Here is a 17582-nt window from a genome sequence, read left to right on the forward strand (position 1 = left end):
GGCCGACGTTTCTTCGCGGCGCGCGGCCACGAGTCCCGCTTCGGCCGAATGCGCATGTCGGCGTGGTGCTGGGAGCCCGGACGCGCAATGTGTAGATCTTGGTACCGATATCCGCACCGGTGACGAGCACGACGGAGGACAGGAAGGCGTCGATGGCCACCGAAGATCGGCAGACAGCGCCCGGTAGCAGCGGGTCGAGGGGAAACCCTGCCGCACTGGCGAAGGCTCTGCGCGCCCGTGTGGACGGTGAAGTGCGCTTTGACGCGGGCAGCCGTGGCGCGTACTCCACCGACGGCTCGAACTACCGGCAGGTGCCGATCGGCGTGGTCGTGCCCAGGAACGTGGAGGCCGGGGCCGAGGCGGTCGCGGTCTGCGCGGAGTCCGGCGTCCCCGTACTCAGCCGGGGCGGCGGGACCAGCCTGGCGGGCCAGTGCACCAATGAGGCGGTCGTGATCGACTGGACGAAGTACTGCGACCGTCTGGCGTCGGTCGATGCCGAGCGGCGGACCTGTGTGGTGGAGCCCGGCATCGTGCTGGACGAGCTGAACCGGTTACTCGAACCCCATCAGCTGAAGTTCGGCCCCAAACCGTCCACGCACAGCCACTGTTCTCTGGGCGGCATGATCGGCAACAACTCCTGCGGGGCTTCGGCACAGGCGTACGGAAAGACCGTGGACAACGTGCGGCGGCTGGAGGTGCTGACCTACGACGGCACCCGTTGCTGGGTCGGCCGGACCCCGGATGACGAGTTCCAGGCAATCATGGCCGCCGGGGGCCGGCGCGCGGAGCTGTACCGGGGGCTGAAGGAGATCATCGATCACTACCTCGCGGACGTCCGGGAGGGTTACCCGGCGGTTCCGCGCCGGGTGTCGGGATACAACCTGGACTCACTGCTCCCCGAGAACGGCTTCGATGTGGCCCGCGCCCTGGTGGGCAGCGAGGGCACCCTCGTGACCGTGCTGCGCGCCGAATTGGAGCTGGTGCCCGTACCGCCGTACGAGGCGGTCCTCGTCCTGGGCTATCCCGACATCTGCTCCGCGGCGGACGACGTACCTCGGCTGCTCGAGCACAGCCGCCCCACCCAGCTGGAGGCGCTGGACGGACGGATGGCGCAGCTGATGCGGGAAGAGAGGGCGTTTCTCGATTCCCTGGACCAGTTCCCGGCAGGTGAGAGCTGGCTGTTGGTGCAGTTCAGCGGTGACAGTCAGGAGGACGTCGACGGGCAGGGGCGTGATCTGCTGCGTGCGCTCGGCCGCGGCGAGGATGACGGCACGGTGGCGTTCTCCGACGATCCGCGCCGGGAGGAGAAGGTGCTCCGGGCCCGGGAGGCGGGACTGGGGGTGACCGCCCGTCCACCGGACGGGCGGGAGACCTGGGAGGGGTGGGAGGACTCCGCCGTGCCGCCCGATCGGCTCGGGGATTACCTGCGTGACCTCAAGCGGCTCTTCGACGAGTTCGGGTACGGCCAGTCCTCGCTCTACGGTCACTTCGGGCAGGGGTGTGTCCACACCCGCATCCCCTTCGAGCTGAAGAGCGCCGAGGGGGTGGCCACCTTCCGCACCTTCCTCGGCCGGGCCGCCGATCTGGTGGTCTCCTACCGTGGGTCGCTCTCCGGTGAGCACGGGGACGGTCAGGCCCGGGGCGAGCTCTTGCCGCGGATGTTCGGCGACCGCCTGGTTGCCGCGTTCGGTGAGGTGAAGGCCCTCTTCGACCCGGACAACCGGATGAATCCCGGAAAGGTGGTGGCGCCGGACGGTGTGGACGAGAACCTCCGGCTCGGCCCGCGGTGGCGGCCGCGCTCCCTGCCGGCGCGGTTCGGTTATCCCCATGACCAGGGGTCCTTCACCCGAGCGGTGATGCGGTGTGTGGGTGTCGGCAACTGCCGTGCGCACCGGGGTGGTGTCATGTGTCCGTCCTTCCGCGCGACCGGCGAGGAGGAGCACTCCACCCGGGGCCGGGCTCGGCTGCTGTTCGAGATGCTGGAAGGACACAGCGACTCGCCGGTCAGCGACGGGTGGCGCGCCACCGAGGTCCGTGACGCGTTGGACCTGTGCCTGGCGTGCAAGGGCTGCAAGTCGGACTGCCCGGTCGGGGTCGACATGGCCACCTACAAGGCGGAGTTCCTCTCCCACCACTACGCGGGGCGGCCGCGACCGGCCGCACACTATTCGATGGGGTGGCTGCCGTTGTGGGCGCGGGTTTCCCGTCTCTCCCCACGGCTGGTCAACGCGGCGCTGCACGCTCCGGGGCTGGCCCGGATCGGCAAGCTGGTGGCCGGGGTGGCGGCGGAGCGGGAGGCGCCCGTCTTCGCCGAGGAGTCCTTCCTTCAGTGGTGGCGGGGCAGGGGCACACCGCAGCCGGAGCCGGGAGACGACAACGCGGTCGTTCTGTGGCCTGACACCTTCAGCACGTTCTTCCACCCGGACATCGCGCGCTCGGCGGTCCGGGTGCTGGAGGACGCGGGGTTCCGCGTGGCGGTACCGAGTCAGGCGGTGTGCTGCGGGCTGACATGGATCTCCACCGGACAGCTCGGCTTGGCCGAACGTGCCCTTCGTCGCACGGTCGAGGTGCTGCGGCCGTGGATCGAGACGGGCGCCCCGATCGTCGGTCTGGAGCCCTCCTGCACCGCCGTCTTCCGGGCCGACGCACCCGAGTTGCTGCCACAGGACCAGGACGTCCTGCGGCTCGCACGGCAGTTCCGCACGCTCTCCGAACTGCTCCTCCAGGACGCCGATGGCTGGCAGCCCCCGGCCATCGGGAGAGCGGCGACGGTGCAGACGCACTGTCATCAGCACGCCGTGATGAAAGCCGATGCCGACCGCGAGCTGATGCGTCGTGCCGGTATCGACGCCGATGTCCTGGACGAGGGTTGCTGCGGGCTCGCCGGCAACTTCGGATTCGAGCGCGGACACCACGACCTTTCCATGACCATCGCCGAACTGGGTGTCCTGCCGGCCGTACGCGACACCGCTCCCGGTGCTCTGGTCCTCGCCGACGGCTTCAGCTGCCGCGTCCAGATCGAGCAGGGCGCCACGGGCCGTCGGGCGATGCATCTGGCCGAGGTGCTGGCGCTCGGCCTGGACACCGCACACCTGCCCGCGCATCTGCCGGAGAAGCTCGCCCTCCGCCCAGAGCCCTCCCCCCGCGATGCGCGTGTGGCCGCGGCCACGGCGCTCATCGCGGCCGTAGCTGCTGCCGGCGGCATTTGCGCCTTCGTCCGCCGCCGCCGTGGACGGTGCACCGCATTCCCCCACACGCATTGACGAGAGGAAGCACCTGTGTCACTCAAAGTGTCCGACTACATCCTCCAGCGACTGCGCGCATGGGAGGTCGAGCATGTCTTCGCCTACGCGGGAGACGGGATCAACGGCCTGCTCGCCGCCTGGGGACGGGCCGACAACAAGCCACGGTTCATCCAGTCCCGACATGAGGAGATGTCGGCCTTCGAGGCCGTCGGCTACGCCAAGTTCTCCGGGCGGGTCGGTGTGTGCGCGGCGACCTCGGGCCCCGGCGCCATCCACCTGCTCAACGGCCTGTACGACGCCAAGCTCGACCACGTACCGGTGGTGGCGATCGTCGGCCAGACCAACCGCAGCGCCATGGGCGGTTCCTACCAGCAGGAAGTCGATCTGCTGAGCCTGTACAAGGACGTGGCGGCCGACTTCTGTGAGATGGTCACCGTCCCCGAGCAGCTCCCCAACGTCATCGACCGGGCGATGCGCACGGCCCGCGCCAAACGCACGGTGACCGCCATCATCATCCCCGCCGACGTACAGGAACTCGACTACTCACCGCCGACTCACACGTTCAAGATGGTCCCGTCAAGCCTCGGTATGGCCTCCTACGCGCCCCTCCCGGGCGCCACTGATCTGGACCGCGCCGCCGAGGTGCTCAACGCCGGGGAGAAAGTGGCCATCCTCATCGGCCAGGGCGCGCGCGGAGCACGCGCCGAGGTCGAGCAACTCGCCGAGCTGATGGGGGCCGGGGTGGCCAAGGCGCTCCTGGGCAAGGACGCGTTCCCCGACGATCTGCCCTATGTCACCGGTGCCATCGGGTTGCTGGGCACCCGCCCCTCCTATGAACTGATGCAGGAGTGCGACACCCTGCTCGTCATCGGATCCAGCTTCCCCTACACCCAGTTCCTGCCCGAACTCGACCAGGCCCGGGCCGTGCAGATCGACATCGACCCCTTCATGGTCGGCCTGCGCTACCCCTTCGAAGTCAATCTTGTCGGAGACGCCCGGGAGACGCTCAAGGCCCTGCTTCCGAAGCTGAAGCGGAAGAAGCACGGCTCATGGCGCAAGAAGATCGAGAAGAACACCGCCCGCTGGTGGAAGGTCATGGAACGGCGCGCCGCCGTGGACGCCGACCCCATCAACCCCGAGTACGTCGTCCACGCGCTCGACGCCCTCCTCCCCCACGATGTGATCCTGGCCGCCGACTCCGGCTCCGCCGCCAACTGGTACGCACGTCACCTCCGCATCCGCGGGGCCATGCGCGGCTCGCTCTCCGGCACGCTGGCCACCATGGGGCCGGGCGTCCCGTATGTCATCGGCGCCAAGTTCGCCCATCCCGACCGGCCCGCACTGGCCCTGGTGGGCGACGGGGCGATGCAGATGAACGGCATGGCCGAGCTCATCACCGCGGCCAAGTACTGGTCCGAGTGGCAGGACCCCCGGCTGATCGTCGCCGTACTCAACAACCACGACCTCAACCAGGTCACCTGGGAGATGCGCGCGATGTCCGGCGCTCCGCAGTTCCTCCCCTCCCAGGCCCTCCCCGATGTGCCGTACGCGGACTTCGCCCGCTCCATCGGCCTGGAGGGTGTGCGGGTGGAGACACCGGAGGGAGTGGAATCCGCCTGGCACAAGGCGCTCGGCGCGGACCGTCCCTTCGTCATCGACTTCCGCACCGACCCCGCCGTACCGCCGATTCCCCCGCACGCCACCCTCGACCAGATCGAAGCCGCCGCCACGGCCGTCTTCCAGGGCGACAGCGACCGTGCGGACGTGGTCCGGCAGGGCGTCAAGGCCAAGATCCAGGAGTTCCTGCCGGGCAAGAGCCGCCGTCAGGAACGGAAGGACTGATGCCCAGCACGGCACCGGACACCCCGACGGTGGAACGGGTGGACGTGTCCGTCTACACCGTCCCGACGGACACGTCAGAAGCGGACGGCACACTCGCCTGGAACTCCACCACACTGGTTCTCGTCCAGGCCGTCAGCGGGCCGACGACCGGAACGGGCTGGACCTACGGCTCCCCCGCCACCGCCGAGGTGGTCAGCAAGGAACTGGCCGACGTCGTGACCGGGCATCCCGTACTCGATGTGCCACGGGCGAACGAGGCCATGGCCCGCGCGGTGCGCAACGCCGGGCGGCCCGGCCTCGTCGCCGGAGCGATCTCGGCCGTCGACATCGCCCTGTGGGACCTCAAGGCACGGTTGCTCGGACTGCCCTTGATCCGCCTTCTCGGCGCCACCGTCACCGACGTCCCGGTGTACGGCAGCGGCGGCTTCACTACGTATGACCAGGAGCGACTCACCCGGCAGTTGCGCGGCTGGACGCAGGAGCGGGGAATTCCGCGCGTCAAGATCAAGATCGGTGAGTCCTGGGGGCGGGAGCCGGAACGGGACCTCGCCCGCGTGCGCCAGGCGCGCGAGGTCGTCGGAGACTCCTGCGAGCTCTACGTCGACGCCAACGGCGCCTACACCCGCAAACAGGCCGTTCGGATAGTCCATGCCTTCGCCGACCAGAACGTCAGCTGGTACGAGGAACCGGTCTCCTCCGACGACCTGACCGGGCTGCGGATGGTGCGCGACGCCGTCCGGTCCGATGTCGCCGCGGGCGAGTACGGCTACGATCTGCCGTACCTGACCCGTATGGCGGCACGTGGCGCCGTGGACTGCCTCCAGGCCGATGTCACCCGCTGCGGGGGCATCACCGTTTGGCTGCGCGCGGCCGCCGTCGCCGAGGGCCTCGGCCTCCAGATCTCCGGACACTGCGCCCCTCACCTGCACGCCCACGCGGCAGCCACCATCCCCAACCTCCGCCACCTGGAGTGGTTTCACGACCATGTGCGCATCGAGGAAGAGTTGTTCGAGGGGACACTCGATCCTTCCGGCGGCAGCGTGCGTCCGGGCCTGTCGGGGAAGCCGGGTCACGGACTCGGCTTCCGGCATACCCGGGCCGCGCGTTTCCGCGTCGGCTGAGCGGAGCGACGGCCGTGGTGGCTGGAGCCCCGCCCCCGCCTCAGCGGCCGGGTCGCTTCCCGTACTTCGCCGTGTAGGAACGGGCGATCCGCAACTGCTCTCGTTCCATCCACGGGGCCGCCACCAGCACGCTGGGCAGCGCCTCGCGGTCCGTGGTCACCGCGCGGAAAAGTCGGGAGACGGTCACATCGTGGTCGGGCCGGTACATCACCTCAATCGGATCGCCGACACCCAGCTCGCCCGGTTCGACGACACGCAGCATGGCCCCGGGCGAGGCGGCTTGGGTGAAGCGCCGCAGCCAGCCCTTCTCTCCGAGCCAGCCCGCGAAGGTGCGGCACGGGATACGGCCGCCGGTCACCTCCAGCACCACCTTGGGGCCTATCCGCCAGCGTTCGCCGACCAGCGCCTCGCGCAGGTCGATGCCGAGGGTGGTGAGGTTCTCGCCGAAGCCACCGTTGGCCAGCGGGCGCCCCAGTTCGGGCTCCCAGCTGTCCAGGTCCTCGCGGGCGAACGCGTAGACGGCCCGGTCGTCCCCGCCGTGGGAGCGCAGATCGCACACCGCGTCCCCGGCCACACCACTCGCTCCCACCCCGGGGCGGCCTGGCGCACTCACCCGGACCGGCCCTTCGACCGGCTGCTTGTCGATGCCCGTCATGCCGGAAGCGGCATCGGTGAAGGCCACGGGCTTGGCCGACCCGACGTTCACACTGAGGATCTTCATGGGAGTGTCAATCGATGGAGCGATCCTGGAGACGGACTACAGCCTTGGTTGTCACGGTGACTCCACCGATCCTCTCGTTGAGTCAGGGGACTGCTTGCGGTGGAATGCCACGGGTTCCCTCTCCCAGCCAGCCGCAAAACACCCTCCTGATGGATGCCTCCGAACTGTCTCGACGTTCAGGCCCCAGAGTGCTCCCCCACCGGAGGCCATGACCATGGGCCAGATGCACGGGTCCGTTTCCTCGCGCCAGGCGGAGGGAACTCGTAGTGCCGCAGTCCGACCCCGGAGGGTTACGACCCTGGAGGCACTATGGCTCTCGCCCGTAGCCCGGTTGCCCGTGCCTGGCGGCGCTGGAGGCACCCCCGTGACCTGCGGGTGTCACGGAACCCGATGAATGTCGAGGACGCCAACCGGCGCTTTCTGATGTACGGGGTGCTGCCGCTGTGGTTCGTACCGGCCGTGGCGGACTGGATCATGCACCGCAGAACCCGAATCGAGCACACCTCCGGAACACGCGAATCGGCCCTTCACGCACTGATGATGACCGAAGCGGGCGTCCCGGTCGCGATGGGGCTGCTGGCGCGGATCAATCCCCTGGTTCTCTCGGTCCTGGGAGGGGCGGCCGTCGCACACGGCGCCACCGCCCTGTGGGACGTCAGCCTGGCCACCGGCGAACGCGACGTGCGTCCGGTGGAACAGCACATCCACAGCTTCCTGGAGGTCCTGCCGCTCTCGGCGCTGGCCTTCACATCCTGTCTGCACTGGGACCAGGTCCGCCGCGTTCTGCACGGCGGCGAGGAACCCCAGGACTGGAAGCTGCTCCCGAAGGAGAACCCGCTTCCCGCCCGCTATCTGACGGGCATCGGGCTGGCTATCGGAGCGTTCGTCGCCCTGCCGTATGCCGAGGAGATGACCCGCTGCCTCAGAGCGAGCAGGGCACGTACGGCCGGGTGACCGCCGCGGGGCCGCTCACCGTTCAGGGCCGCTTGCCCACCCCGCCGGCCACCTCGTGCACACGGCCCGCGGGCGAGTCGGCCGCCGGCGGAGCACCACGTCGAACAGCTCCGGGGAGCCCGCGCGCCGCGCACGTCCCGGGTGACCGCGGCCCGGTACGCCGCGGCCGCGTCCTCGGTGTGCAGCACCTGGAAACGCAGCCCCGGCCTTCGGGCCTTCTCTGAGCGTCTGAGTCGGCCGGGCGGGGGCTCCGTGTTCGATCACGGGGCGGGGGCGGTGTGGCCGCCCAGCAGGTTGCCGGGAGCGACCCCACCGCCCGCCGCCGTGGCCGATCTCCTCGCCTCGCCTTGCGGTTGGGGCCAGCTAAAGGGAGACCGGTCCGCCCGGTGGGAGAGGCGGGCTCGCCGCTGCTACGTCGACTTCCGGTAGGTCCGGAACGCCCGTGTGGCCAGGAAGGCCATCACGAGGACCGCCGCCGCGAGCAGTCCCAGATGTGCCCAGACCGTGCTCCAGTCGGGGTGTGCGAGCATCGCCTGCCGCGCCGCGACGACCGCCCATTCCATGGGGTTGTACTCGGCGACGTGCCCGACCCAGCTCGGAGCGAGGTGCAGGTCCATCACAGCGGAGCTGAGGAACATCAGCGGCAGCGTGGTGAATTGGGAAATGGCGATCAGCGTGGCCTGCTGACGGGTCAGCAGTGCGATGGCATTGGACAGTGCCGAGAAGATCAGCGTCAGCAGTACCGCGGCGAGGATGGTGACACCGACGCCTGATGGGCCACCGGGGAAGGGGGCGCCGGCGAGCAGCGCGATGACCACGATGATCAAACTTTGGATGACGGTCTGGATTCCCTGGTAGGCCATGGTCGCGCACATCATGGCGCCTCGGCTGGCAGGGGAGGTGAGCAGCCGGTCCATCACACCCCGGTCGATGTCCTGGAGATATGCCGTCCCCGACCAGGCGCTCGCGAACAGCGCGGTCATCATCACCACACCAGGCGTGAGGAATTGGAGGAATCCGCCGCCACCGTGCGCGAATCCGGGCAGGTTCACGACCGCACGGAAAAGCTGTCCGAACAACAGCAGCCAGATCACCGGCTGCACGAGCCCCATCACGAGGAAGGTGGGCATCCGCCGCAGTGTGCGCAGCAGGCGGCCGGTGAGGAACACGGAGTGTGCGAGCACCGTCATCGGACGCGTGCAGAGCGGCTTGGTGTGTACGGTGCTCATTTCGCCGCCTCCAGGGCCTTCGGGTCCTCGTCGCCGACGGTCAGAGGGCTGTGGCCGACGTGCCGGAGGTAGACGTCATCGAGTGATGGGCGGGCAAGTGTCGCAGAGGTCACGGCGATGCCTGCTTCTTCGAGTGCGGCCAGCACGGGCGGCAACGCACGGGCACCGTCGTCGGTGCGGCCGCGGACCGTGCACCCGTCCAGGGTGATCTCGCGTAGCACCGGCACCCGTTGCAGCACCGCGGGTGCTCTGCTGTCGGTCGCGGCGAGCTCGACCTGTACCGCGTCGCCGCGCAGGTCGCTCTTGAGGTCCTCCGGGGTGCCTTCCGCGACGACGGTGCCGTGGTCGACGATCGCGAGCCGGTCGGCGAGGCGGTCGGCCTCGTCGAGGTAGTGCGTCGTGAGCAGGACCGTCATCTGCTCATCCCCGGCCATCCTGGCGATCTCGTGCCACATCTCGCTCCGAGCCTGGGGATCCAGACCCGTGGTCGGCTCGTCGAGGAACAGGACCTGCGGGCGGTGCATCAGCCCGAGTGCGACGTCCAACTTGCGCGCCATGCCGCCGGAGTAGGTGCTGACCGGCCGGTTCGCGGCGTCGGCCAGGCCGAACCTGTCGATGAGCTCCCGCGCCCGCGCCTTGGCGTCGCGACGGGACATCCCGTGGAGGCGGCCCGCAAGCAGCAGGTTCTCGGTCGCGGTCTCCATCGGGTCCGTGCCGGGCTTCTGAGCCACGAATCCGATCGCCTGGCGCACCCGGTCCGGCCTTGCCGCAACATCGATGCCGGCGATGCGTGCCGACCCCGAGTCGGCGACCGCCAGCGTGGAAAGAATCTTCACCGTGGTTGATTTGCCTGCCCCGTTCGGACCGAGCAGCCCGAAGACGGTCCCCTTCGCCGCCCAGAAGCTCAGCCCCTGCAACGCGGTGACCGGGGGTTTGTTCCTGCCTGTCGAGTAGGTCTTGACCAGATCAACGGCTTCCAGAGCCGCTTCTGATCGCCTCACTGCAACCATCGCCGCACACCTTTGTCAGAATCTGGTGTGACTCTCACCTTCCTTGCGTCACCGGACACAAGGAGGCTGAATGGCGAGGGCTGGCTGAACCCTACGGTGAGATGTCGCAGGTGACGCTAACAAGGCGCGCGAGCATCCGCAAATGATGTCTCACCCCGCGAAGCCCGTGCCCCGGAGACCGGTGAGCAGCCACCTGGCGAAGGGTGCGCCGCGTACGTACGGATCGGGCCCGTGTGGGATCGGGGGTACGGTGCCGGGAGCCGCGGGCGTCGTCCTTCTTCACCAGCAGCCACGCCTCCCGGTCCGTGCCCTGGCGGATACGGGTGAGCGCGTATCCGCCATGGAGTTTGTGGCCGTGCAGCAGAAACGAGGCATGGCCACGTTCCAGAGCATCCGCGAACGGAACCTCCTTGCCACGGCGGTCCGCCGAGGTGCTGCGGTACGTCCCCTCGTCCCACAGAATGACGGTGCCCGCTCCGTACTCGCCTTCGGCGATGGTGCCCTCGAAGTCCGCGTAGTCGAGCGGATGGTCTTCTGTGGGCATCGCGAGCCGCTTTTCCTGGGGATCGCCCGAGGGCCCCTTGGGTACGGCCCAGGACTTGAGGACGCCGTCCACCTCGAGACGGAAATCGAAGTGCGTGGTCGTGGCGTCATGGATCTGCACGACGAAGGAGGGTCGCTGACCTGGACGTCCGCCGCGGCTCGCGCCGCCCCTCGGCTCCGCTGACTTCGCGAAGTCCCGCTTGCGTCGATATTCCTCGAGGCCATCGGTCGTCGGCATGGTTCCCTCCTTCCGGCGCAGTGCCACGCGCACCAGGGTCATGTCCGCCCGGCCGGCGACCGGCGCTCGCCGGGACACCGGGACACCACGGGGCCGCCGCGACGCAAACTCGCGGGTAGACGCATTCCCAACCGGGCAGGTACCCGGCCGAGGTGCCACTAACCGGGCGCAATGTCGAGGACGAGACGGTCTCCCGGGGCCCACCCGCTCGTGGCACACGGCGACCTCAACACTGAGCGTCACGATGCAATACCACGCGTCACAGCCGCAGGTCGGAAGGTCACACCTCAGCAAAATAACCTATAACGCCCACATGGGACATACTCGACAATAGGTTGAGAGAAAGAGGCAGCTGAGGACGAGGCCCGCGGCGGTGTTCGTGCCGCTGACGGAACCCGCCCCTGGAACAGGTGAGCGTGGTGACCGTAGTAAGCCAGCAAGGTCAGTATCTGGACCGGTCCGGCTCCAGCAGCTTGGTCGACGTGGTCGACCTCATCCTGGACAAAGGCCTGGTCATCGATGTGTATGTCCGGGTGTCCCTGGTGGGGATCGAGCTGTTGACCATCGACGCCCGCGTCGTGGTCGCCAGTGTCGACACGTATCTGCGCTTCGCGGAGGCGACGAATCGTCTCGACCTCGCCCGCAGCGGCACCGAAACCCACGGTCTGCCCGGTCTGATGGACGAGTTGCGCGAAGGCGGCAGCCGGAAGAAGACCAAGGGAGCGCTGGAAGGCGTCAAGGAGACGGTCTCCGACCTGATCCAGAGCGACGACGAAGGCACGGAGGACGAGGACGTGGAACGCGCCGAGGAGAAGGAACGGCCCCGGCGCAAGCGGAGTTCCACGGCCCATAGGGAGCGCGAGCGGTGATGGCGGATAACGGACGTGCCTGTTATGTCTACGGTGTCGTGACGGGCGACCGCAGCGACGACAGCGTCAAGGATCTGCCCGCGGTCGGCACTCCGGATGCAGCGGTCATGCTGGTACGCCACGAAGGTCAGGCCGCCGTGGTCAGCGAGGTGCCCACCGACAAACCACTGGGCACCCCCGACGATCTGCGGACGCATGCCCAGGTGCTGGATGCCCTGGCAGCCGACGCCTCGCCCGTTCTCCCCTTCCGCTTCGGCACCGTGGTCCGCGACACCGACGCGGTCGCCGACGAGCTGCTGACCGAGGGGCACGACGACTTCGACCGGGCGCTCGAACGGCTGCGGGGCCGCTCGCAGTTCACCCTGCGGGCGCGCTATGTGCAGGACGCGGTGCTGCGTGAGGTGCTGGACGAACAGCCGGAGGCCAAACGACTCAGGGAAGAGCTCCAGGGGCTTCCCGAGGAGGCGGGCTACAACGAGCGGATCCAGCTCGGGCAGCTGGTGATGGACACCCTCGCCACCAAGCGGGAAGTGGACACGCTCGAAGTGGTCCGGCGGCTGGGGCCGTTGGCACTGGCGTCGGTCACCTCGGAACCGTCGTCCGCCGAAGGTCTGGTCAATGCCTCCTTCCTGGTCGAGGACGCGCGGCGGGCGGAGTTCGAGCAGGCTGCCGAGAAGCTGGCCGGCCACTGGCGCGAGCGGGTGCACCTCCGGCTGCTCGGACCACTGGCCCCCTACGACTTCGTCGCCGACGCGCTCGAAGCAGGGCAGGAATCGGCGCCCGGGACGGACGAGGGCGGTTAGCCATGGGACTGTTCACCGGACTGCTCACCCTGCCCCTCGCACCGGTGCGTGGCGTTGCCTGGATCGCCGAGCAGATCCGCGAGGAAGCCCGTCGACAGCTCTACGACCCCGCCGTCATCCAGCAGCGCCTCGAGGAGGTCGCCCAGGCTCGGGACAGCGGTGAGCTCGGTGAGGAGGAGGCGGCCGAGCTGGAGAGCGAGCTGGTCCGCCGCCTGATGTCCGGCGGCCCGCCCTCCGGGGGCTTGGAGGGCTGAGCCGTGCCCCGAGAGCAACGGCGCGCACGCGAGGAACACGGCCGTGAGGAGAACGCGGAACGCGGCCGCGAGCGGAAACCGGAACGCGCACGCGAGGAACACGGCCGCGAGCGGGAGCCGGAACGCGCACGTGCACGGAAGCAGGCCCGCCCCCGTCGGGAGCGGAGCAGCCAGGGCATCGGTGCCCGTGACGCGGCCCTGAGCGCCGCTCGCCAGGTACAAGAGCTCACCGGGCGCGATCCGGAAGGGGTCACATCGCTGGAGCGCCGGGAGGACGGCTGGGTGGTCGGCATCGAGGTGGTGGAGACCCACCGCGTACCGGACTCCACCGACATCCTCGCCGAGTACCGCGTCGAGGTGGACAACGACGGCGAGCTCCTCACCTACCGGCGCGACCACCGCTACTACCGGGGCAGGTCGGAGGAGCGGACATGAGCCAGAGCTCGGACTGGAACGTGCCGACCCGGCGCGCGGAGCCCTCACGCGAACCGGTCCGCCGTGGCACCGAGCCGTCGAGCCTCGCCGACATCCTGGAACGGGTGCTGGACAAGGGCATCGTCATCGCCGGGGACATCCAGATCAATCTGCTGGACATCGAACTGCTGACGATCAAGATCCGGCTGCTGGTCGCGTCGGTGGACCGGGCCAAGGAAATGGGCATCGACTGGTGGGAGCACGATCCCACCCTCTCCTCCGGTGCCCGGGACGTCCTGGAGGAGAACGAACGGCTCCGGCGACGCGTCGGGGAGCTGGAGGCGGGCCGTGACGCGGACGGGGAGGACGAGCGGTGAACGAATCCCACGCCACCTGGCTGTACGCGGTGACCACCGCCCCGCCCGGCAACGGCCCGCCGCAGGCGCTCACCGGTGTGACCGGAGTGGCGCATGAACCGGTGCGCCTGGTCGTGGGCTCGGGGCTGGCGGCCGTCGTCGGCTCCGTACCGCTCAGCGACTTCGCCGAGGAGGCGTTGCGCGACCACCTGGAGGATCTGCGATGGCTGGAACGGACGGCCCGCGCACACCACCGCGTGATCAACGAGTCGGCCCACCACGGGCAGGTGGTCCCACTGCGCTTCGCCACGCTCTACCACGACGACGACCGCGTCCGGGCCATGCTCGACGAGCGCCGGGACGACCTCATGGACACCCTCGGCAGGGTGGAGGGCCGGACCGAGTGGGGCGTCAAGGCGTATGTCGACCCCGGTGCCTTCGCCGCCGCCCCTGCCGAGGACACAGGCGGTGGTGACCGCCCGGGAACCGCCTATCTGATGCGCCGCCGCGCCCAGCGGCAGGAGCGGGATACCGCGCACGACCGCGCCGCCGCGCGGGCGGAGGAGATCCACACCGCACTGGCCGCGCCGGCGGTGGCCACGGCCGCGCATCCTCCGCAGGACACCGCGCTGGCCGCGTACGAGGGGTGGATGGTGCTCAACAACTCCTATCTGGTGCCCGACAACGCCACGGACGACTTCACCGCCATCGTGGACGCCCTCCGGGAGCGCTACCCGGACATCACCCTGGAGCTCAGCGGCCCGTGGCCGCCTTATTCGTTCACCGCTCCGCCCGAGGAGTCGCCATGACACACGCGGTCGAACGGCGGGAAGTGGCGCTCGTGGACCTCCTGGACCGGGTTCTGGCAGGGGGCGTGGTGATCGCCGGGGAGATCACCCTGACCATCGCCGATGTGGATCTGGTGCGGATCTCCCTGCGCGCGCTGATCGCCTCGGTGCGCATGGAGGACCAGGACGGCGACGATGGCCACTGACCCCACCCCCACCCACGGTGGCCGTCCGGACCTGCCCGGCCGCGCCAACCGGCTCGGTCCTTCCGGCGAGGTGCCCCGCCGGATCGAGGTCGACAAGGAGTCGGCACGCCAGAGCCTGGCCGGCCTGGTGCTCACCATCGTGGAGCTTCTGCGCCAGTTGATGGAGCGTCAGGCACTGCGGCGGATCGACCAGGGTGGCCTCAGCGACGAGCAGATCGAGAAGCTCGGACTGACCCTGATGGCTCTGGAGGAGAACATGACCGAACTGCGCGAGCACTTCGGCCTGACCGAGGAGGACCTCAACCTCGACCTCGGCCCACTGGGCCCCCTCCTCCCTCGCGACTAGCACGAAGGGGCGATGGTTCATGGCCGTTGACACAGGAACACCATCGGCCCGGCGGGTCATGACACTCCCCGGTGTGTACATGCCCCAGCACGACACCGCTCTCCTGCTGCACGCACTGCGCCGAGAGCACGTCGACACCGGCACCGACCTGCTGGACATCGGCAGCGGAAGCGGTGTCCTCGCGCTGGAGGCGGCGCGGCACGGGGCACGGGTCACAGCGGTGGACATCGCCTGGCGGGCCGTGATCGCCACCCGGGTGAACGCGCTGCTGCACCGGCAACGTGTCCACGTGCGCCGGGGCGACCTGGCGGCCCCGGTGCGAGACCGTTCGTTCGACATCCTGGTCACCAACCCCCCGTACCTGCCGAACCCGCACGGCCGACTGCCCAGGCGTGGCAGGGCCCGTGCCTGGGACGCGGGCAGCGACGGCCGGGCCGTCGCTGACCGGCTCTGTGACGCCGCACCGTCGGTGCTCCGCACTCACGGTGTGCTCCTCATGGTCCACGACTGCCGTGGCTACGGCAGCAAGGCAAGCTCAAGGACACCGACGACAGAGAAGAACTGGTGGTCATCCGTGGCCAACGCCTCTGAACGCCCCCGCCGCATCACCATCGACCCCGACGGCCCGCTCGTGATCGAGGGCCCGGTGGAGGTGGTCGATGAGAACGGAACCGTACTCTCCCGCCGATTCGCCGCCGCGATCTGCACATGCCACCGCAGCGGTATCTACCCCTGGTGCGACACCAGCCACCGCGCCGGCACACCACCGCGCGGGGAGAACCGCCGGACCCGCTCCTGTGCCGAACGGAAGGAGGAGAGCGGATGACCACCGCCCAGGCACCCGGGGCGATGGCTCAGGGCCCCGAACTACCCCCGCCACGCGGCCCGGTGTCAGCAACCCTCGTGCCACGGCTCCGGACGGGGACGGGCGCCCTTCCCACGGATGCGCAAGCGGAGCGCGCGAACCCCTACGGCGAGGATGTCCAGCTCGCCCTGTATCTGCTGTACGAACTGCACTACCACGGCTTCCGCTCAGTCGACGACGACCTGGAATGGGACCCCGAGCTGCTGTCGCTGCGCCGCGCCCTGGAGAAGACCTTCCTGCACGCTCTGCGTGCCGATGTCCGTGCGAGCGACCCCGATGCGGCCATGGAGTCGCTGCTCGCCGAGCCCTTGGGCGACAGCGGCACCAGTGTCAGCCACTACCTGCAACACGAAGGGAACCTCTGGCAGTTGCGCGAGTACGCGGCGCTTCGGTCCCTATACCACCTCAAGGAGGCCGATCCGCACGCCTGGGTCATTCCGCGGCTCCGCGGCCGCGCGAAGGCCGGGATGGTGGCCGTGGAGTTCGACGAGTTCGGTGGCGGACGTGCCGAGGACATCCACGCCCAGCTGTTCGCCGACCTGATGGACGATCTGGGGCTGGATACCGCGTACGGCAGGTACGTGGGCAGCGCACCGGCCGAGGCGTTCGCCACCGTCAACCTGATGTCGCTGCTGGGGCTGCACCGGGCGCTGCGCGGCGCCCTGGTCGGCCACTTCGCCGCGGTGGAAGTCAGCTCCTCCCCCGCTTCCCGGCGGCTGGCCCTTGCGATGCGACGCAACGGGGCGGGCCCCGCCGCGGAGCGGTACTACGACGAACACGTCGAGGCCGACGCGGTGCACGAGCAGGTCGTCCGCCGGGAAGTGATCGGCGGCCTTCTGCGGGACGAGCCCCGCCTGGCACCGGACGTGGCGTTCGGCATCGAAGCCACCAGCTTCCTCGAGGACCGTCTGGGCGCCTGCCTGCTGAGCGCGTGGCGGGACGGCAGAAGCGCATTGCGGGCCCCGCTGCCCCCGCGCACAGCGGCACCACCTCCCTGACCGCCTCTCGGTCTCAGTCAGCGCGACGCCGCCGCAGCGTTGTCGTCCGTCCACACCGAGCGGTATCGGCGGGGCACCTACTGCTCGGCAGCGTGTCCAACACCTACTGCCCGGGTGAAGCCCGATGAAGCCAATTCTGCCGAAATCACTAGTCCCTCGCCGCCGAACGAGCCCGAGCCAGCATTGCTGGCGTATGAAGGTTCTTGTTCCCAGAGCAAGGTTCTTGTTCCCAGAGCATCGAAGGAGTTGCTGGCTGATGCCTCGTCATGTTGGTTGGCACGAGGGCTTCTTCAGGCATCACCTGCGGAGCAGAGAGCCGATGGCAGGGGGAATGCAAGCCACCAGGTGGCGATAGCGCAATAGCCGCGAACGTCACCTGTCACGGCGGCTGCCGGGATTCCGAACATCCCACTTCCGCCGCCGACCATCCGATGACGCCGAATTCTTCGAATTCGGAGCAAGGACGACCAGGAAGGTGAATCTGATGTCCGCAACCAACGAATCCCGCATTGCCCGTTGGGCCCGGAGCAACGCCGCGGAGCACACTGACTACCACGTGCCCCACGCCCCGGAGACCGTCCCCGCCCTGGGCGCCACCGATGTGGCCGCCGCCGCGCCCCCGGAGGTCCCGACCGCCTTCTGGACCGGCTACCAGGGCGGCGACAAGAACCTTCCCCGCACTGGCCTGGAGCCGGGCGGATCCGTTCAGGATCTGCTGCGGGTCCACCCGGGGTGGATCTGATCGGTAGATCCCGCATCTGACCGCTCGGCGTCCCCCGC

19 protein-coding genes are annotated in these 17582 nt (G+C 69.2%); 15 read left to right on the forward strand and 4 right to left on the reverse strand.

The annotated features are described in order from the left end of the window. The first annotated feature begins 152 nt into the window (after positions 1-152). From JK363_RS26905 to JK363_RS26915, 3 genes are read left to right on the forward strand one after another with little or no spacing between them, the layout of a single operon-like run. Positions 153-3263, forward strand: a complete 3111-nt coding sequence (locus tag JK363_RS26905; protein ID WP_201877951.1) for an FAD-binding and (Fe-S)-binding domain-containing protein — start codon at positions 153-155, stop codon at positions 3261-3263. Between the two features lie 15 nt (positions 3264-3278). Further along, a complete protein-coding gene (locus JK363_RS26910) occupies positions 3279-5087 on the forward strand; it encodes a thiamine pyrophosphate-requiring protein (RefSeq protein ID WP_201877953.1) in 1809 nt (602 codons plus the stop codon). Next, the gene (locus JK363_RS26915) at positions 5087-6208 is read left to right on the forward strand and encodes an enolase C-terminal domain-like protein (protein ID WP_201877955.1); all 1122 of its coding nucleotides are present in this window, start codon (positions 5087-5089) and stop codon (positions 6206-6208) included. The genes JK363_RS26910 and JK363_RS26915 overlap by 1 nt, the downstream gene beginning before the upstream one ends. Before the next feature lie 40 nt (positions 6209-6248). Here the strand turns inward: JK363_RS26915 and JK363_RS26920 are convergent, their stop codons facing one another. Next, on the reverse strand, positions 6249-6929 hold the full coding sequence (locus JK363_RS26920; protein ID WP_201877957.1) for an MOSC domain-containing protein: 681 nt from the start codon (positions 6927-6929) through the stop codon (positions 6249-6251). A 390-nt stretch (positions 6930-7319) separates the two neighbouring features. Between JK363_RS26920 and JK363_RS26925 the strand changes: the two genes are divergently transcribed. Next, positions 7320-7883, forward strand: a complete 564-nt coding sequence (locus JK363_RS26925; RefSeq protein WP_236076132.1) for a diguanylate cyclase — start codon at positions 7320-7322, stop codon at positions 7881-7883. Positions 7884-8293: 410 nt separating this feature from the next. On the opposite strand, the gene JK363_RS26930 is transcribed toward JK363_RS26925, so the two are convergent. From JK363_RS26930 to JK363_RS26940, 3 genes are all read right to left on the reverse strand, one after another. Beyond that, complete coding sequence (locus JK363_RS26930; RefSeq protein ID WP_201877967.1) at positions 8294-9112, reverse strand: ABC transporter permease; 819 nt, start codon at positions 9110-9112, stop codon at positions 8294-8296. Beyond that, the gene (locus JK363_RS26935; protein WP_201877972.1) at positions 9109-10122 is read right to left on the reverse strand and encodes an ATP-binding cassette domain-containing protein; all 1014 of its coding nucleotides are present in this window, start codon (positions 10120-10122) and stop codon (positions 9109-9111) included. The genes JK363_RS26930 and JK363_RS26935 overlap by 4 nt, the downstream gene beginning before the upstream one ends. Before the next feature lie 91 nt (positions 10123-10213). Next, positions 10214-10903, reverse strand: coding sequence for a DNA polymerase ligase N-terminal domain-containing protein (locus JK363_RS26940; protein WP_201877973.1), 690 nt, complete (start codon positions 10901-10903; stop codon positions 10214-10216). A 419-nt stretch (positions 10904-11322) separates the two neighbouring features. On the opposite strand from JK363_RS26940, the gene gvpJ reads away from it, so the two are divergent. The 11 genes from gvpJ to JK363_RS27000 all read left to right on the forward strand — a co-directional run bounded on the left by gvpJ (position 11323) and on the right by JK363_RS27000 (position 17544). Further along, entirely contained in the window at positions 11323-11772 is a 450-nt protein-coding gene (gene gvpJ / locus JK363_RS26945) for a gas vesicle protein GvpJ (RefSeq protein ID WP_201877975.1), read from the forward strand. After that, positions 11772-12575 carry a GvpL/GvpF family gas vesicle protein gene (locus JK363_RS26950; RefSeq protein ID WP_201877977.1) on the forward strand — a complete coding sequence of 268 codons (804 nt, stop codon included), beginning with the start codon at positions 11772-11774 and terminating at the stop codon, positions 12573-12575. Before gvpJ ends, JK363_RS26950 begins: the two co-directional genes overlap by 1 nt. 2 nt (positions 12576-12577) lie before the next feature. Then, positions 12578-12829 carry a c-type cytochrome biogenesis protein CcmI gene (ccmI, locus tag JK363_RS26955; RefSeq protein ID WP_201877984.1) on the forward strand — a complete coding sequence of 84 codons (252 nt, stop codon included), beginning with the start codon at positions 12578-12580 and terminating at the stop codon, positions 12827-12829. 3 nt (positions 12830-12832) lie between these two features. Continuing rightward, on the forward strand, positions 12833-13264 hold the full coding sequence (gene gvpO, locus JK363_RS44285; RefSeq protein ID WP_201877992.1) for a gas vesicle protein GvpO: 432 nt from the start codon (positions 12833-12835) through the stop codon (positions 13262-13264). After that, positions 13261-13620, forward strand: coding sequence for a gas vesicle protein (locus JK363_RS26965; RefSeq protein WP_201877994.1), 360 nt, complete (start codon positions 13261-13263; stop codon positions 13618-13620). Before gvpO ends, JK363_RS26965 begins: the two co-directional genes overlap by 4 nt. Continuing rightward, complete coding sequence (locus tag JK363_RS26970; RefSeq protein WP_201877996.1) at positions 13617-14408, forward strand: GvpL/GvpF family gas vesicle protein; 792 nt, start codon at positions 13617-13619, stop codon at positions 14406-14408. Before JK363_RS26965 ends, JK363_RS26970 begins: the two co-directional genes overlap by 4 nt. Further along, positions 14405-14593, forward strand: a complete 189-nt coding sequence (locus JK363_RS26975) for a gas vesicle protein (RefSeq protein ID WP_201877998.1) — start codon at positions 14405-14407, stop codon at positions 14591-14593. The genes JK363_RS26970 and JK363_RS26975 overlap by 4 nt, the downstream gene beginning before the upstream one ends. After that, the gene (locus tag JK363_RS26980) at positions 14583-14939 is read left to right on the forward strand and encodes a gas vesicle protein K (protein ID WP_201878000.1); all 357 of its coding nucleotides are present in this window, start codon (positions 14583-14585) and stop codon (positions 14937-14939) included. Before JK363_RS26975 ends, JK363_RS26980 begins: the two co-directional genes overlap by 11 nt. A 19-nt stretch (positions 14940-14958) precedes the next feature. After that, complete coding sequence (locus tag JK363_RS26985; RefSeq protein WP_372444854.1) at positions 14959-15765, forward strand: methyltransferase; 807 nt, start codon at positions 14959-14961, stop codon at positions 15763-15765. Next, complete coding sequence (locus JK363_RS26995; protein ID WP_201878004.1) at positions 15762-16802, forward strand: iron-containing redox enzyme family protein; 1041 nt, start codon at positions 15762-15764, stop codon at positions 16800-16802. The genes JK363_RS26985 and JK363_RS26995 overlap by 4 nt, the downstream gene beginning before the upstream one ends. Before the next feature lie 484 nt (positions 16803-17286). After that, a complete protein-coding gene (locus JK363_RS27000) occupies positions 17287-17544 on the forward strand; it encodes a hypothetical protein (RefSeq protein ID WP_201878006.1) in 258 nt (85 codons plus the stop codon). Positions 17545-17582 lie beyond the last annotated feature (38 nt).

It is taken from the genome of Streptomyces coffeae (genome assembly GCF_016741875.1).
GTDB lineage: Bacteria > Actinomycetota > Actinomycetes > Streptomycetales > Streptomycetaceae > Streptomyces > Streptomyces coffeae.

Excerpts from the sequence above, each read along its gene's own strand:
- JK363_RS26950 (WP_201877977.1), top strand. The coding sequence starts at position 11,772 with ATGGCGGATAACGGACGTGCCTGTTATGTCTACGGTGTCGTGACGGGC.
- JK363_RS26930 (WP_201877967.1), bottom strand. The coding sequence starts at position 9,112 with ATGAGCACCGTACACACCAAGCCGCTCTGCACGCGTCCGATGACGGTG.
- JK363_RS27000 (WP_201878006.1), top strand. The coding sequence starts at position 17,287 with ATGTCCGCAACCAACGAATCCCGCATTGCCCGTTGGGCCCGGAGCAAC.
- ccmI (WP_201877984.1), top strand. The coding sequence starts at position 12,578 with ATGGGACTGTTCACCGGACTGCTCACCCTGCCCCTCGCACCGGTGCGT.
- JK363_RS26920 (WP_201877957.1), bottom strand. The coding sequence starts at position 6,929 with ATGAAGATCCTCAGTGTGAACGTCGGGTCGGCCAAGCCCGTGGCCTTC.
- JK363_RS26940 (WP_201877973.1), bottom strand. The coding sequence starts at position 10,903 with ATGCCGACGACCGATGGCCTCGAGGAATATCGACGCAAGCGGGACTTC.
- JK363_RS26905 (WP_201877951.1), top strand. The coding sequence starts at position 153 with ATGGCCACCGAAGATCGGCAGACAGCGCCCGGTAGCAGCGGGTCGAGG.
- JK363_RS26985 (WP_372444854.1), top strand. The coding sequence starts at position 14,959 with ATGGCCGTTGACACAGGAACACCATCGGCCCGGCGGGTCATGACACTC.
- JK363_RS26915 (WP_201877955.1), top strand. The coding sequence starts at position 5,087 with ATGCCCAGCACGGCACCGGACACCCCGACGGTGGAACGGGTGGACGTG.
- JK363_RS26975 (WP_201877998.1), top strand. The coding sequence starts at position 14,405 with ATGACACACGCGGTCGAACGGCGGGAAGTGGCGCTCGTGGACCTCCTG.
- JK363_RS26965 (WP_201877994.1), top strand. The coding sequence starts at position 13,261 with ATGAGCCAGAGCTCGGACTGGAACGTGCCGACCCGGCGCGCGGAGCCC.
- JK363_RS26995 (WP_201878004.1), top strand. The coding sequence starts at position 15,762 with ATGACCACCGCCCAGGCACCCGGGGCGATGGCTCAGGGCCCCGAACTA.
- JK363_RS26935 (WP_201877972.1), bottom strand. The coding sequence starts at position 10,122 with ATGGTTGCAGTGAGGCGATCAGAAGCGGCTCTGGAAGCCGTTGATCTG.
- JK363_RS26980 (WP_201878000.1), top strand. The coding sequence starts at position 14,583 with ATGGCCACTGACCCCACCCCCACCCACGGTGGCCGTCCGGACCTGCCC.
- JK363_RS26925 (WP_236076132.1), top strand. The coding sequence starts at position 7,320 with ATGAATGTCGAGGACGCCAACCGGCGCTTTCTGATGTACGGGGTGCTG.